General features: G+C 30.9%; 18 protein-coding genes. 7 read left to right on the top strand and 11 right to left on the bottom strand.

Going from position 1 to position 14478, the window contains the following annotated elements:
- Positions 1-6: 6 nt before the first annotated feature.
- Together CALAG_RS01125 and CALAG_RS01120 are read left to right on the top strand one after the other, a co-directional pair.
- Entirely contained in the window at positions 7-1128 is a 1122-nt protein-coding gene (locus CALAG_RS01125) for a site-2 protease family protein (protein WP_015231912.1), read from the top strand.
- 198 nt (positions 1129-1326) lie between these two features.
- Positions 1327-2040, top strand: a complete 714-nt coding sequence (locus tag CALAG_RS01120) for a hypothetical protein (protein ID WP_015231911.1) — start codon at positions 1327-1329, stop codon at positions 2038-2040.
- Here the strand turns inward: CALAG_RS01120 and CALAG_RS01115 are convergent.
- On the bottom strand, positions 2032-2418 hold the full coding sequence (locus CALAG_RS01115) for a M67 family metallopeptidase (RefSeq protein ID WP_015231910.1): 387 nt from the start codon (positions 2416-2418) through the stop codon (positions 2032-2034). The genes CALAG_RS01120 and CALAG_RS01115 overlap by 9 nt on opposite strands.
- A gap of 6 nt (positions 2419-2424) precedes the next feature.
- Positions 2425-2940, bottom strand: a complete 516-nt coding sequence (locus CALAG_RS01110) for a metallophosphoesterase (protein ID WP_048816653.1) — start codon at positions 2938-2940, stop codon at positions 2425-2427.
- A gap of 162 nt (positions 2941-3102) precedes the next feature.
- Here CALAG_RS01110 and iorA point away from each other — a divergent pair, with 162 nt between their 5' ends.
- Both iorA and CALAG_RS01100 read left to right on the top strand, forming a co-directional pair.
- On the top strand, positions 3103-5001 hold the full coding sequence (iorA, locus tag CALAG_RS01105; protein ID WP_015231908.1) for an indolepyruvate ferredoxin oxidoreductase subunit alpha: 1899 nt from the start codon (positions 3103-3105) through the stop codon (positions 4999-5001).
- Complete coding sequence (locus CALAG_RS01100; RefSeq protein WP_015231907.1) at positions 4992-5570, top strand: indolepyruvate oxidoreductase subunit beta; 579 nt, start codon at positions 4992-4994, stop codon at positions 5568-5570. The genes iorA and CALAG_RS01100 overlap by 10 nt, the downstream gene beginning before the upstream one ends.
- On the opposite strand, the gene CALAG_RS01095 is transcribed toward CALAG_RS01100, so the two are convergent.
- From CALAG_RS01095 to CALAG_RS01070, 6 genes are all read right to left on the bottom strand, one after another.
- Positions 5553-5816, bottom strand: coding sequence for a hypothetical protein (locus tag CALAG_RS01095; RefSeq protein ID WP_048816652.1), 264 nt, complete (start codon positions 5814-5816; stop codon positions 5553-5555). The genes CALAG_RS01100 and CALAG_RS01095 overlap by 18 nt on opposite strands.
- Before the next feature lie 65 nt (positions 5817-5881).
- Positions 5882-6469, bottom strand: coding sequence for an XTP/dITP diphosphatase (locus CALAG_RS01090; RefSeq protein WP_015231905.1), 588 nt, complete (start codon positions 6467-6469; stop codon positions 5882-5884).
- Entirely contained in the window at positions 6435-7127 is a 693-nt protein-coding gene (locus tag CALAG_RS01085) for a Kae1-associated kinase Bud32 (RefSeq protein ID WP_015231904.1), read from the bottom strand. The genes CALAG_RS01090 and CALAG_RS01085 overlap by 35 nt, the downstream gene beginning before the upstream one ends.
- Positions 7106-8110, bottom strand: coding sequence for a KEOPS complex N(6)-L-threonylcarbamoyladenine synthase Kae1 (gene kae1 / locus CALAG_RS01080; protein WP_015231903.1), 1005 nt, complete (start codon positions 8108-8110; stop codon positions 7106-7108). Before kae1 ends, CALAG_RS01085 begins: the two co-directional genes overlap by 22 nt.
- 6 nt (positions 8111-8116) lie before the next feature.
- Entirely contained in the window at positions 8117-8302 is a 186-nt protein-coding gene (locus tag CALAG_RS01075; RefSeq protein WP_015231902.1) for a 30S ribosomal protein S27ae, read from the bottom strand.
- 4 nt (positions 8303-8306) lie between these two features.
- Positions 8307-8630 (bottom strand): 30S ribosomal protein S24e, encoded by a 324-nt coding sequence (locus tag CALAG_RS01070; RefSeq protein WP_015231901.1) that lies wholly within the window; start codon positions 8628-8630, stop codon positions 8307-8309.
- A 124-nt stretch (positions 8631-8754) separates the two neighbouring features.
- On the opposite strand from CALAG_RS01070, the gene CALAG_RS01065 reads away from it, so the two are divergent.
- Positions 8755-10311: a bifunctional ADP-dependent NAD(P)H-hydrate dehydratase/NAD(P)H-hydrate epimerase gene (locus CALAG_RS01065; RefSeq protein ID WP_048816651.1), complete on the top strand. Its 1557-nt coding sequence runs from the start codon at positions 8755-8757 to the stop codon at positions 10309-10311.
- Entirely contained in the window at positions 10298-10807 is a 510-nt protein-coding gene (locus tag CALAG_RS01060; RefSeq protein ID WP_015231899.1) for a class I SAM-dependent methyltransferase, read from the top strand. The genes CALAG_RS01065 and CALAG_RS01060 overlap by 14 nt, the downstream gene beginning before the upstream one ends.
- Here CALAG_RS01060 and CALAG_RS01055 read toward each other — a convergent pair.
- Together CALAG_RS01055 and CALAG_RS01050 are read right to left on the bottom strand one after the other, a co-directional pair.
- On the bottom strand, positions 10804-11073 hold the full coding sequence (locus tag CALAG_RS01055) for a hypothetical protein (RefSeq protein WP_015231898.1): 270 nt from the start codon (positions 11071-11073) through the stop codon (positions 10804-10806). The genes CALAG_RS01060 and CALAG_RS01055 overlap by 4 nt on opposite strands.
- An 85-nt stretch (positions 11074-11158) precedes the next feature.
- On the bottom strand, positions 11159-12157 hold the full coding sequence (locus CALAG_RS01050) for a radical SAM protein (protein ID WP_015231897.1): 999 nt from the start codon (positions 12155-12157) through the stop codon (positions 11159-11161).
- Positions 12158-12244: 87 nt separating this feature from the next.
- Here CALAG_RS01050 and CALAG_RS01045 point away from each other — a divergent pair, with 87 nt between their 5' ends.
- A complete protein-coding gene (locus CALAG_RS01045; protein WP_015231896.1) occupies positions 12245-13222 on the top strand; it encodes an AbrB/MazE/SpoVT family DNA-binding domain-containing protein in 978 nt (325 codons plus the stop codon).
- 1 nt (position 13223) lies between these two features.
- Here the strand turns inward: CALAG_RS01045 and CALAG_RS01040 are convergent, their stop codons facing one another.
- Positions 13224-14381, bottom strand: coding sequence for an acyl-CoA dehydrogenase family protein (locus CALAG_RS01040; protein WP_015231895.1), 1158 nt, complete (start codon positions 14379-14381; stop codon positions 13224-13226).
- Positions 14382-14478 lie beyond the last annotated feature (97 nt).

Below are 14478 nucleotides of genomic sequence, written 5' to 3'. Positions count from 1 at the left end.
TAAAAATTGCAAAGTTGGTTATTGATATTAATTGCGTTTATAATTTTTTGGGGTATATTATACATAATAGGAAAATCATTTAAGTCAAAAAAGATTAACATATACCCATTAGTGTTAATTGCAAGAACTGGAATAAGTATGGAGCCTATAAAAGATAAAAAGAAGGCAAAAGTAATTTCAATCTTTGGTTATATATCTCTAGCAATTTCAATCGGCTTGATGGCATATTTTTATTATATAGTAGGTTCAACATTTGTTGCAAAATATATTGCACAATCTTCTAGTCAAGTAGCTGGATTCGTTCCTCTCATACCAGGGGTAACAATAAGCATTGATCAGCTTATTTATTTCTTAATAGCAATTGGAATAGCAGTTATAGTTCATGAATTATTCCATGCAATAATAGCAAGGGCTGAGGGTATTCCAGTTAAAGATGCAGGTTTCTTTCTTTTGGCATTTATACCAGCAGCATTTGTTGAACCTGATGATAATAAAATGAAACAAGCACCACTAAAATCAAGGCTTAAAGTATATTCGGCTGGAGTTACGATAAATCTTATAATGGGATTAATATTTTTATTATTATTCGTTTACATAGCACCAAAATTATTTGCTGGTGTGGATTTGGTAAACATTTTACCTAATTCTCCAGCATATTTAGCTAATTTGAAACAAGGAATGACAATATTGTCAGTAAATGGTACTTCTACATTATCATTGCAGTCATTTATGAATGTATTAAATAAATATGGGGCAGAAAGTAATAATACTGCAGTAAATCTTTTGTTAACAGTAAAATATAATGGAGTCATACAAAATATTAGCGTGTTTAAACCTTATGGAGTACCTCATTTAGGAATATCTGTTGTACAATCATTTAGATTATCATGGTTGGTTTCTATAATTTCAGCATTATATATAATAAATTTAGGTTTGGCTTTGGTAAATGCAGCACCTATAGCAATACCATTACCTGGAGGTATGATACAAAGCGATGGAGGTTATATATTTATTGAAGCAATTTCAAAGATAGGTAAAAAATGGGCTCAAGCAGGAATAACAATTGAGATAATTACTGTGCTATTAATATTGAGCTTATTGACAATTTATCCAATAAGGCTACCATAATTGATATTTTTAAATTATTTATCTTTAAAATTTATAGAGTTTGTATAACATATTTCCTTTATTAATATATAAGGATAATCTTTTTTATGGTTGACACTTTTAAAACTTTTAGAAATTTATATATCATTATAATATATATGAAATTTTCAATAAGAATTATTAGTTTGTTGTTAACATAAAAATATAGGGTGATTAATAATGGGTAGAGGTGTTAAAATAGCAGAGGCCGTGGTCCTTATAATAATTGCAATTGTTGCCTTAAGCCTATATGTTTATAATGCAAATTATTATTTAAGTCCCCTAACTCCTAATAATAATTATTTAAAAACAAATCCATTTAAAGTTCAATTAATATATAATGTAAGCGAAAGTGTTTTTACTAATTCAACTCCAGAAACTGGTTGGACGCAGATAATTGTAACATTAAGCGAATATAATTCAACTTATGATATTTTGAGCACATCAATACTTAACTTTGGAGGAAGTAGTAATGTTGTACAGGCACTATATTATTCTACTGGAAATAGCATTGTCTTAAACAGTAATATACCATTTATTGCAAACACAACTCTGCTTTCCAATTCAACTAAAGAAATTTTCTATAATGAGACAAACGTAATTCCAGTTGCATTTCAAAATTTAACATATAAAATAAGCCAGAATGGAATTAATTATACTGCAACATATGGTCAATACTATGATTTAAGTTCTGGGATACTAGTTTACAGAACTTTTTCATTAACTGCAAATAATGCGTTGGTAGCTAATGGTAGCATGACATTACAAAAAGTTAACTACTTAAGCAATAGTAACACAACATTAAACTTGATTTTATATAATACAGTTCTACTATTATTAGCAATAGTATTTGCTGTAAGCCTAATAGGTGCAGTTCTATTATTATTAACTTAGCTCTAATTCAATTGGTTTATCATCTTCTTTTAATATCCATGCCCTAATCCCTTTCCTTGAGATTATAATCCATGGTATTGGCCACATCTTCATTCCATTAATATCTTTATTACTAGGTATAGGCATTCCATAAGGATGAGTATGATATAATGATACAACACTTAATTTATAATTTTCTGCTACCATATGCCCGACAACCATATCATATGGGTTGGCTAAAAATTCTACCCTACTTTTCAATACATTTTCAACAGGCATTGCTATTATGGGGTAAATAATGTCATCCTTAGTTGATCCAATTAATAAACCTGCACTTTCTTCTTCAAATTTTAATAGAAGATTCAGAAATATCGATAAATTTCCAAGAACTATTTTCATTTTATATCACTCCATATAAATTATTTTTGGACTAAATGAAGGGTATTTGATTAATGCAAACGTAGGACGATTTAATATACCAGACGCATCTCCCGGATTCAGAATTAATATGCCATTAATAAAATCTAAATAAGGTTTATGAGTGTGCCCAAAAAATACTGCGGAATAAATTTTAGATTTTGCTATTGATTTTGCTATCTCAACCGTTTCTTCACTAGAGTTATAACCATGAAATATAAACAATTTATGTTCATCAATTTTTAAAATTAATGGTTGCTCTTCTAGTACAATTTTATACTCATTTGCAATTTTTTTCAAATACAATTTATCTCCATCATTATTGCCATAAACTGCATATATTTTTATGTTATTCAATTCTTCTCCTATCTTCTTTAACGTAAATGGAGAAACAAAATCACCAAGATGAATTAACATGTCAACATTATATTTTTTCATTTCATTGATTATTTTATTTAGATTAATAAGGTTATCATGTGTATCGCTTATTACTCCTAAAATCATTAAATTCACCAAATATCTTTATTCTTAAGAAGCTAATATTTTTATCATATATTTATAAATTAATAAAATATTTTTTAGTATATATGTGTTTTTACATGGATTCTTATTATACATTGATAAATACAAAAACCTCGATTAACAAAAAGGTATTTGGTGGAAAAATTGAACAATTTATTGAATAAGGCTGGTAGCAAAGTATTGCTAATGGGTAATGAAGCCATAGCAAGAGGTTTTATTGAGGCCGGTGGAGGATTTGCTGCTGCATATCCAGGAACACCTTCTACAGAAATTGTAGAAACGCTTGCGGAAGTTGCCCCCCTCTTGGGTATACATGTGGAGTGGAGCGTTAATGAAAAAGTCGCTCTAGAATCTGCTTACGGAGCATCAATATCTAATGTTAGGGCATTAGCAGCTATGAAGCATGTAGGATTAAACGTTGCAGCAGACGCCCTTGCTAGCATATCATATACTGGTGTAAGAGCAGGTCTGGTTGTAATATCTGCTGAAGATCCAAGCATGTGGAGTTCTCAAAATGAGCAAGATAACAGATATTATGGTATGTTGACATATACACCAGTTTTAGATCCTTCAGATCCTCAAGAAGCTAAAGACTTAACTAAGACAGCATTTGAACTAAGCGAAAAATTATCTCATCCTATTTTGATGGTTCCTACAACTAGGGTATCTCATACAAGATCTAATGTAATATTAGATAAAGTTACGCCTCCTAAAGCAAAAGGAAATTTTGCAAAGGAAAATTCTAGGTTTGGTTTAGTTCCAGCAAATTCAAGAAATTTAAGAGATAAGCTAATTAACAAATGGAATATTATAAAGGATAGTTTTGAAAAATTTGAACCATATAATAGGATTGAAAATGAAGAGAAGGATAAGATAGCAATAATATCTTCTGGATCATCATATCAATATGTTAAGGAGGTTAATGAAGAAGTAGGTAATTATAGGCTCATTAAAATCTCTACCCCATATCCCTTACCAAGAAAATTCATATTAAAAGGATTAGAAGATGTAGAAAAAATATTAGTTGTTGAAGAATTAGAACCCATAGTAGAAAATCAGTTAAAAAATATAGTAAATGAAGAAGGTTTATCAATTAAGATCGAAGGGAAATCATATGTAGGTTATAGCGGTGAAATGACCTTAGAAAGGGCAAGAAAGGCTGTAAGAGAATTCCTAGGATTATCTATAGAACAACCACTTACCAAAAAACTAGACATCAAATTACCTGAAAGGCCTCCATCATTTTGTCCTGGATGTCCACATAGGGCAACTTTTTATTCGCTTAAAAGAGCAGTTAATTCATTAATGTTAAAACCTATATATAGCGGTGATATAGGATGTTATAGTTTAGGAATCAATTCCCCATATGATGAGCAAGATATAATATTAGAAATGGGAGGGAGTATTGGGATAGCGAATGGATTGGCCCATGTATCTGAAAATCAAGTTCCTATAGCAATAATAGGGGATTCAACTTTTTATCATGCAGGAATTCCAGGCTTAATAAATGCGATATATAATAAATCTCCAATTTTGGTTTTGGTATTAGATAATAGAACAACAGGTATGACAGGGGAACAGCCAGATCCCAGCTCAGGCTTAACAGCAGTAGGAGAAGAAACAAAGGTTATTGATATTGCTAAGGTTGCTGAAGGAGTGGGTGTTGAAAAAATAATAGTTTTTGATCCATTTAATATTAAGGAATCAACAAATATGTTAAAAGAGGCATTATCTTATGTTGTTAAAGAAAAGAAACCAGCCGTAGCAATCGCTAAAAAAGCATGTGCATTAAATGCTGTTAGAATTGCAAACAAAATCCATATTGAAATACCAATTTACCAGGTATTAGAAAATAAATGCACAGCGTGCGGTATTTGTTATAATGCGTTTGCATGTCCAGCAATTTTTGTTAAGGAAGACAAAAAAGCATGGATTGAGCCAAGTTTATGTACAGGTTGTGGAGTTTGTGCTGAAACATGCCCATACGATGCAATTAAACCTGTAAAAATTATAGATAAGAGGTGGGATAGCGTATGGCAATGAATTCAAAACTAAATATAGTAATATCTGGTGTTGGAGGTCAAGGTATAGTAACACTAGCTAGAATAATTGGTGAAGCAGCAGTAAACAATGATGTTAAAGTATTAATTGCTGAAACTCATGGATTAAGCCAAAGAGGTGGATCCGTGGAAGTTCACGTTAGGTTAGGTAATGTATATGCGCCTCTTGTACCAAAAGGTGGCGCAGATATTTTACTTTCTATGGAACTTATTGAAAGTGCAAGGAACGTTGATTATTTAAATAAAGATGGTATGGTTATATCCTCTGATACTATATTAAGACCTCCCATACCGGGGGTTAAATTGCCAAAAAAAGAAGAAATTATTAAGGAATTTGAAAAGAATAATATAAAATACTATTTGATACCAACAAAAGAGTTAGCTGAAAAAATAGGTAGCTATCAATCAGAAAATATGATATTATTAGGGGCATTATATAAGTTTAGCCAAATAAGCAAGTTTATTAATATAGATTCCATTAAAGAATCAATAAAAACAATGAGAAACCCTGAAATAAATATTAAGGCTTTTGAACTAGGTAATAGCCTCTGAATTTTCTAATGAAACGCTTGGTTCAACTCTAATATCATATCCGTAATAGCTTGAAAAACCAGTTATTTGCCTTAAATCGTCAAGTAATATTTTTCTCATATGGTTTAATACAATTTTCTCCAATCTAGATTCATCATCTTCTCCTAAGCTATTGTATCTTTTTTCTATATCACCTAATTGCGATAATATTTCTTCAACATTTCTTGCTATAAGCTTATTTATGTGCATATCTAATACATTTTCCAAGCCAATACACCATGAGTTATTATTGCAAAATAACGTTAAAACTAAGTGTAAGAAAGTATTACCTTTCATAATTTCTTTGTTATGATCCACTTTGCAAATTCATTAACGGCTTTAGATCTATGTGAATAATTATTTTTTTCATTTATATCCATTTCTGAAAATGTTTTATTACAATTCATTGGTATGAAAATAGGATCAAATCCAAATCCATGTTTTCCCCTAGGTTCATAGGCTATATTACCTTCTACAATGCCATTGAATAATTTATATCCATTCTCATCTATATATACAAGGCTTGTTTTAAAAAATGCAAATCTATCATTAATTCCTTCCATAAGCTTTAGGATTCCTTTAATTCCTATTGTTTTATAAACAAAGTTTGTATATGCTCCCGGAAAGTTATTTAACGATCTAATATAAAGGGCAGAATCATCAACTAATAATGGTTCTTTAACACTTTTATATGCATTTAATGCAGCATAAATTGCTATTTTATCTATATCTTCATCTTGGATTTCAATTTTTTCTGCATTACATTTTTTTAATTTTATATTAAAATTATCTAAAATATTTTGTATCTCTTTTATTTTTCCTTCATTTTGGGAAACAATACAAATGCTAAGTTTTCCAAACTGTTCTTCTTTCCCCGACATAACGACCCCTTAATTCTATTTCTTTAGCCCTTTTAATGATTTTATTTCCAATTTCTTCTCCAGTTTCCTTTAAATAACCTCTTATAAACTCCTTCATTATTTTTTCTGAAATAGATGCATGAGTGCTCTCTACAGCTCTCTTATATAAGTGTATATCAACAGCCTTGTCTTCAATGCTTGTTGAGTAATCCGATAGTCCAAAATCAATTACGAACACCTTTTCATCTCTTACTATTATATTTGATGTTGTATAATCATTATGTATTATATTTGCTTTATGTATTTTTGCTAATTCTATACCAGCAAAATAGGAAAAAGGTATGTATTTTTCAGGTTCATAAAGGAAGAGATCCTTTAATGTGTTTCCCTCGATATATTCCATTATTATCAATCCAACAGAAGGATAAACAGCATATAGTTTAGGAACATTAATTCTATTTAAATATGCCGTTGCCAATATTTTTGCTTCCCTTCTGGTTCTATCATACCTTAAATCTTTATCTAAATCATCATTCATATAAATTTTCTTAACTCTTATCTTATAAATTGCTTTTGTACTTAGAAAATAACCCAATCTTATTTCTGATTCCGCTCCTCTTTTTATCAATTGCAAATTTAGAAATTTTTCAGGGTTGATTAAATCATCGAATAATACCAAGGTATTTCTACCTCATCTATTCTCCATCTTTGATTAATGAAAGCCCTCTCCGGCTCAATAGTTATATTATGTTTTAGTTCCAAAAGCGCTGTTAAGGCAATCATTACTCCATTATCCCCAGAATATTTAAATGGAACTGGTTTATAGGATGCATTTTGATTTTCTGCCATTTTTGTGAGCTTGTCATTTAACAATTTATTTGCTGCTACTCCTCCAGTAAGGATAATTTGTTTTTTGTTTGTATGCGCAACACATCTCTCTGTAACTTCTGTAATAGAAGAAAATGCTATTTCTCTTACAGTAAAGCAGATATCTTTTAAATTGTATCCTTTTTCTTTTAGTCTTATGGCTAATGTCAATAAACCGGAGTATGAAACGTCCTGTCCTTTAACAACATATGGAAAGCCCTTTATGAATTTTCCATTTTCAGCACATATATCAACAACATGGTCTCCCTTAACAATATATGGTGGCCCTAATTTGACTTCCCTTGCAAATGTATCTAATAAATTTCCTAACGCGATATCTAATGTTTCCCCAAAAATTCTGTATTTCCCATCTACATATGTTGTTACAATTGAATTTCCACCGGATACATATAAAATAACTGGATCCCTCATATTAGTTAAATATCTTGCTATTTCTAAATGAGCAATAGCATGATTGACTGGAATCAATGGTTTATTATATTTTACTGCCAATGCCCTTGCAACAGATGCTCCTACCCTTAATTGAGGACCCATTCCTGGACCTAATGCAACACCTATCCCATCTATATCATTTATAGAAATTTTTGCTTGTTCTAATGCTTCCTTAATCGCTTCTCCTGCTACATCGGAGAAAAAACTTGCAACTTCTCTGGGAAGAATCCCACCTTTTTTTGGAATATAATTTTTTCTAGACTCTCCTATAATACCTTTACTTTCGCTAAAAATTCCAACTCCAAAAGTGTGTGCGGTTGATTCAATACCTAATGTAATCAACCATATTCACTTTTTAACAACAAATTCTGTATATTTGCAATACCCACATTGATATCTTTCAACTGGCTTTAGGTGATGAGCCATTATATTTCCACATCTTGGGCATTTTTTGTTTTTTAAAGATACACTTTTGTTGTTATAATCGACTTCATATAATGTATGTATATATGCCTTAGGTTTTTCTTTTGCCATGTTCTCATCCCTCTAATGTATATCCTCCATTCCTATCAACTATGTACTTTAGCTCATATTTTTTAGCAAATTCTGGCGTATTATAAATATGTATGTGCACATTTGAAATCCCTTGCCCATAGCTTGTTTTTATTGATTTGACAAATATTTGAGAAATGTCTTTCGAATAAGCCTGAGACAATATTTTTCTTAAAGTAATCCTAGATGGGGTTGACTTAAGTTCATGATGAACTATACCATAAACTTCTAATCTTTCTAATAATTTGTTTTCTTTTTCATCCAAGACTTCTAAATATACATCATTATCTATATTGATTTTCTTGGACATTTCCTACACCTTTAATGATTTTCACTACTTTATAGCTGATATTTTTAGCTTAAAAGTCTTTTTATGTTAATTCAAAATAAAAACGTATTATCTAAAATTACAAACTAATACTTGGGTGCTTATAATGACACAATTATGCCCTGGATTTATTAAGGATCCTCAAATTTTAAGTATAGAAGACATTAGATCTTATGAAATAAATAACGTAAGTAATGGTATACCTTTATTGCTTTTAATGGAAAATGCCGGAAGGGCAGTTGCCGATGCAATAGAGTGCAAAATCGGTGATTTAAAAAATAAAAAAATTATAGTTTATGCTGGAAAAGGAGGCAATGGAGGGGATGCCCTAGTAGCATCAAAACACTTAGCCTTAAGGGGAGCTGATGTAACAATTTATCTATTGTATGATTATAATTTGGTTGAACATCAAGATACACTTATTAATTTAAAAAGCTTAATTAATTCGAAAATGGTAAAGATAATTCATTTGGATGATCCTTCTCAATACAAACCTCAAGATGCCGATGTATTAATTGATGGAATACTAGGTATAGGAGTTAAAGGTAAATTAAGAGAGCCAATCGCAAGTGCTTTGAAGGCATTTAATTCTTCAACTGGTTTGAGAGTTGCAATAGATGTTCCAACAGGAGTAGATCCTGAGACGGGCTATGTTGCTGAAGGATCAGCAATTGCAGATTTAACAGTAACTATGCATTCATTAAAGCCTGGTCTGCTTAAGGAAGATGCGAAGCATTATGTAGGTGAAATTTTAGTTGCTGAAATTGGATTGTTAAGGGATTCTGAAATATTTGCTGGTCCAGGAGATGTTTTATTTAGGATCCCTAAAAGGCCAAAAAATGCTATAAAAGGGGGTAATGGAAAAGTATTAACAATAGGAGGATCTTATCATTATTTTGGTGCACCATTTTATGCATCTTCTGCTGCATTATTGTCTGGGGCAGATCTGTCTTTTTTGGCATCTCCAGAAAAAGTTGCATATTCTGCTGCCCAGAATAATCCAGGAATTATACCATTTCCATTAGATGGAGATTATTTGAATAAAGATCATATTCCCTTATTATTAGAAGAAGCAAAAAGGGTTGATGTTATAGCTATTGGGCCTGGGCTTGGCAGTAAAGAGGAAACCAAGGAAACAGTTATTACTTTAGTTAGTTCATTAAAAGGGAAGCCAATTGTTATAGATGCAGACGCTCTTAAAGCTTTAGCCGATGTAGATATTAAGCTATGGGATGATGTTGTTTTAACTCCTCATAGAGGAGAAGCGGCTTTACTAGCTAAAAGAGAAGGTGATCCAGAAGATTTGGCAAGAGAAATATCTAAAAAATACAATGCAACCGTAATTGTTAAAGCTCCAATAGACGTTATTTGCTCTCCTAATGGGAAATGCAGATATAATAAAACAGGTCATCCAGCCATGGCTGTTGGAGGAACAGGAGATGTTTTAACTGGAATTATATCTGGATTTTTAGCAAGAAGAATTGCCTTACTTAAGGATACCAATGCATTAAATGTTGTTGCTTCCTCAGCATATGTTTCAGGGAAAGCTGGAGAAATGGCTGTTAAAAACAAGGGGCAAAATATTACAGCATTGGATGTCTTAAATAATATACAGAATGTATTAAAAGAGATAGATGAGGAATATACTCATGGATCAGGATGATATAATAAATAGATATGATTTTACTTACGAAGGGTATGATGAATTATACGGAGAAGAGCAGAAAAATAAATATGATTTATTGTTCTCTAAGATAAAACCCTATGGAATTGTTGCAGATATAGGATGTGGTACTGGCTTATTGATGGAATATTTTTATGACACTGGACTTATAGATAAAATAAATAAATACATTTGTTTAGATTTGAGCATTAATATGCTTTCTTTAAGTAATAAAAGAGCTAATAAATTTTGCAAAGATAAATGTTTGGTTTTATGGGGAAATGCTGAGTATTTACCATTTAAAAATAAAAGCATAGATTTCCTGTTTTCATTTTCTGTTATTAATTTATTAGATAATCCTGAAAATGCATTGAATGAATTTAAGAGAGTAAGCAATAATATATTCGTGAGCTATGTAAAGAAACTCAAACAAGTAAATATGCAAGGAGAGATTATAGGGGAAGATTATAAGGACTTAATATTTAAGCTATATTAGTTAATTTTTTCTTTACATTTGCTAACAAGCCAAGGAGGCAATATATAGAGAGAAGCAAACGGGCCACTTTGGGAAAATAATGAAATTATATATGAATTACAAATTTTGTTTTCCCTTCCTGTGCAACAAGCAAAAACAGGTTTTTGCGCAAGCTTATTTATATAAATCTTGAAGTTCACTCCTGGATAAATTTCAACTGTTATTCTTGCTTCATAATTTTCTTCATTTTTTCTTGAAGAATCAATCCAAGTTCTGGGAAGCCTCACATTCTTTCCCCACATACTATATATAGAGAGAAAGCCTTATATTATTGAATATATTTTTATTCAAATTTATTCTACAAAATAATTCTTATATTTTTATTATTTCTTCATTAATTATTGGTTTCCTATCCCTTGTTGGGTGTGACTCCAATATTTTGATTTCATAGCCTTTGTAATTATAAATATCATTTGGATTTATCTTAATTATATTTCCATTTATATTTACTTCAGCCCATTTTATTGTTCCATCTTTTGTAATTTCTTCGTACCATTTCTTATCATTTCTTGATAGTCGTGTAAATCTGTTTTTTGTCTGTATTGCATCTTTAAATGATGCTGGACAAAAATGAACATAAATATTTGAATTTTCTCTTGCCCATTCTAATACTTTTAATGCTGCTTCCAATGAACCCTTAGCAGTAAAGGGCCTATTTTTATCTTCATTTAGACCCATTGATATTAGTGCTCTCGCGTTAGGTTCAACAAATTCCATTTCATCTAGATTAACAAAACTACCTCCATATTTTTCTACAGTTTTAATTATATCAATAGCCCAATTTTCTAGCCCTTTAGCAATAGGTATTTCAGCTCCAACCCTCATTTTTGTAAGCTTAGATGCATAAGATATTGCTATCTTATACTCATCTTTAACTGGATGGAACCTAATTTCGTCTAGCCCTGCTTTATATAGAGAAACTAAAGCATCAGGAGTCGCATATCTTCCGCTAGTATATAAATGTATGTGAAATTCATTTCCGAAATGTTTTTTAAGCATTTTAATTATCTTAATAGTTCTAGGAAATACTACTAATGGGTCTCCTCCAGTTATACTTGCTCCAATAGCTCCCTGTCTTTCTATTTCAATTATCATATCCCTAAGATTTGTTATTCTTTCCTCATTAACATAAATTACATCATGTCCAAATCTGTCTTTTCCAACAGGGCAATAATAACATGAATCTCCGCATATTCCAGTTATAAAAATTACTGATTTTAATCCAGGAAAACAGAGCTCACATCCTTTTTCCATTCTTCCTATTGTTAATCCTATTTTATCGCTTCCCATTATATTGTTTTTCTTTAGCATACCGGACTCCTTACTAAAATTTAATACAGACTGTTACTAATATATACACAGATAAAATAATAAGAATGTATATAGATGTGATTTGATATGGGAATAGTAGCAAGAAAGGTTCAGAGGTTGGGGGCGTCATCTTATGTCATAACTCTACCTCATACATGGATTGAAGCTAATAATATCAAGCCCGGAGATACTGTATATATTGTAGATGATGATAATAAGCTTTCTATAATACCATCTCAGAAAGATGAAGAAAAAAGCAAAACAGTTTATGAGATGGATTTAGGGAAGATACCTATACCAGAAATAGCTTCTCTAGCTATATATTGTCTTTATGTCCATAATTTAGGGGATACAATAATAAATATGGGGCCCATGGGTAAGAAAGGAGTTGAATCGGCAAAGCAGGCAGCCCTTTCACTTTTAGGCTTGGACGTGTTTGAATTGGGAGAATCTAGAATTATGATAAGACCTGTTATAGATGATTCTAAAATTGAAATAAAGCAGGTAATAAAAGGTCTTGGTATGATTGTTTCAGATATAACAGGCATTTTAAGGGATGCATTAAATGGGTTAGATGTAACTCAATCTTTGCAATTGAGTCAAAAAGATTTACTAAAGTATCAACATTTAGTTGAAAGACACGTAGTAGATACAATGTTACATGGAAAAAGTGATGTTAGATTACATGCATTAGTTTTGGGTAGTGGATTATTGGGGGTTGTTGGTTATATAATGTGGGATGCAGCTGATAAAGCTAACAAAATAAAAATTAAATCAGAGGAAATTTCAAGTTTGATTACAAACATAAAAGATATACTTCCTCAATTAGGATCAATAATTGCGCAACCTAGTATTAAGAGAACTCAAGAGTTGTTATTGCAAATAATGGCAATAACGATGGATGTAGAAGAAAAATCTATTAACTCAAAAGATTCTAGAGAAACCATGATTTTAACAAAGGTAGCAGATGCATTAAAATTATTGAATGTAATATTATATGTTATAACATGTAGCGCTGTAACATCTGAAGAATATCTAAGAAAATCTAATTCAACTGTAATATAGATTAATGTTTAAGTCTTGGAGAAGTTATTTTACCAGCTAAAGATCTAGATATAACGAGCTTTTGGATTTCATTAGTTCCATCTCCAATTTCAATCATTTTTATATCTCTATAATATCTTTCTACATTGCTTTCTTTGCTATAACCAAAACCTCCTTCAACTTGCATTGCTAATCTAACTACATCAACACCCCATTTAGCAGTTGCATATTTTGCAATAGAAGACCACATTGGGTAATCAATTTCATTATTATCAATCTTTTGTGCTGCATTATAAATTAACAATCTAGATGCTTCCAATTTAACTTTCATATCTGCAATCATGCTTTGAACCATTTCATGTTCAATAATTGGTTTTCCCATAGTTTCCCTTATCTTAGCATAATTTAGAGATTCATCAAATGCAGCCTGCATTATACCTAAACCAGTTGATGCTGTAATAATTCTACCTTCATTTAATCCATCAATAATTATCTTAAATCCATTATTTACTTCACCAACAATGTTTTCTTTTGGGACTCTGCAATCTTTAAATAGCAATTCACTTGTTCCACTTCCTCTATATCCCATCATATCTAGTTTGCTTTTCTCAATGCAATCCTTATTATCAACAACAAATATTGTTATCCCTTTATGTCTATCCTCTTGCTTACCTGTCCTAGCAGCAACCAAAAAGAAATCTGCATATGTAGAGTTTGTAATCCATGTTTTCCTTCCATTTATAACATAATCATTACCATCAATTTCTGCCTTTGTAGTTATATTAGCTGCATCACTTCCACAACATGGCTCACTTAATGCAAATGCACCAATTTTTCCTTTGCTTAATCTTCCTAAGTATTCTTCTTTTAATTCTTCGCTTGCATAATGAACTAAAGGATATGCTACCATTGTACCAGAAACTGTTGCCATTATAGCAACAGCGCCAGAGGCTCTTGCTAGTTCTTCAACAACTATTGCTGATTCAAGAGTTGACAAATTAGGCCCACCATATTTATCAGGAACCCTTAATGCAAAATAACCCATGTTTGCTACTTGATTCAAAATATCTTCACTAATAAAGTTTTCAGCATCAATTTTTTTAGCAACTGGCATCAATACTTTTTCAGAAAATTCCCTAACTGAACTTCTTAAAAGATCTATATCAGATTTTGCACTCAAATTTATACACCAAATAGTACAAAGCTATTGAAAAATATATATTTTACATTATGAAAAATATAGTCTTTATACTTTTATTGTTTATTATTAAATTTAT

The organism is Caldisphaera lagunensis DSM 15908 (assembly GCF_000317795.1).
Classification (GTDB): domain Archaea; phylum Thermoproteota; class Thermoprotei_A; order Sulfolobales; family Acidilobaceae; genus Caldisphaera; species Caldisphaera lagunensis.
This window is presented reverse-complemented; position numbering and strand designations above follow the sequence as displayed.

Coding starts and splice junctions, on each gene's coding strand:
- CALAG_RS01120 (WP_015231911.1), top strand. CDS start 1,327: ATGGGTAGAGGTGTTAAAATAGCAGAGGCCGTGGTCCTTATAATAATT.
- CALAG_RS01115 (WP_015231910.1), bottom strand. CDS start 2,418: ATGAAAATAGTTCTTGGAAATTTATCGATATTTCTGAATCTTCTATTA.
- CALAG_RS01110 (WP_048816653.1), bottom strand. CDS start 2,940: ATGATTTTAGGAGTAATAAGCGATACACATGATAACCTTATTAATCTA.
- CALAG_RS01100 (WP_015231907.1), top strand. CDS start 4,992: ATGGCAATGAATTCAAAACTAAATATAGTAATATCTGGTGTTGGAGGT.
- CALAG_RS01090 (WP_015231905.1), bottom strand. CDS start 6,469: ATGTCGGGGAAAGAAGAACAGTTTGGAAAACTTAGCATTTGTATTGTT.
- CALAG_RS01075 (WP_015231902.1), bottom strand. CDS start 8,302: ATGGCAAAAGAAAAACCTAAGGCATATATACATACATTATATGAAGTC.
- CALAG_RS01070 (WP_015231901.1), bottom strand. CDS start 8,630: ATGTCCAAGAAAATCAATATAGATAATGATGTATATTTAGAAGTCTTG.
- CALAG_RS01065 (WP_048816651.1), top strand. CDS start 8,755: ATGACACAATTATGCCCTGGATTTATTAAGGATCCTCAAATTTTAAGT.
- CALAG_RS01060 (WP_015231899.1), top strand. CDS start 10,298: ATGGATCAGGATGATATAATAAATAGATATGATTTTACTTACGAAGGG.
- CALAG_RS01050 (WP_015231897.1), bottom strand. CDS start 12,157: ATGCTAAAGAAAAACAATATAATGGGAAGCGATAAAATAGGATTAACA.
- CALAG_RS01045 (WP_015231896.1), top strand. CDS start 12,245: ATGGGAATAGTAGCAAGAAAGGTTCAGAGGTTGGGGGCGTCATCTTAT.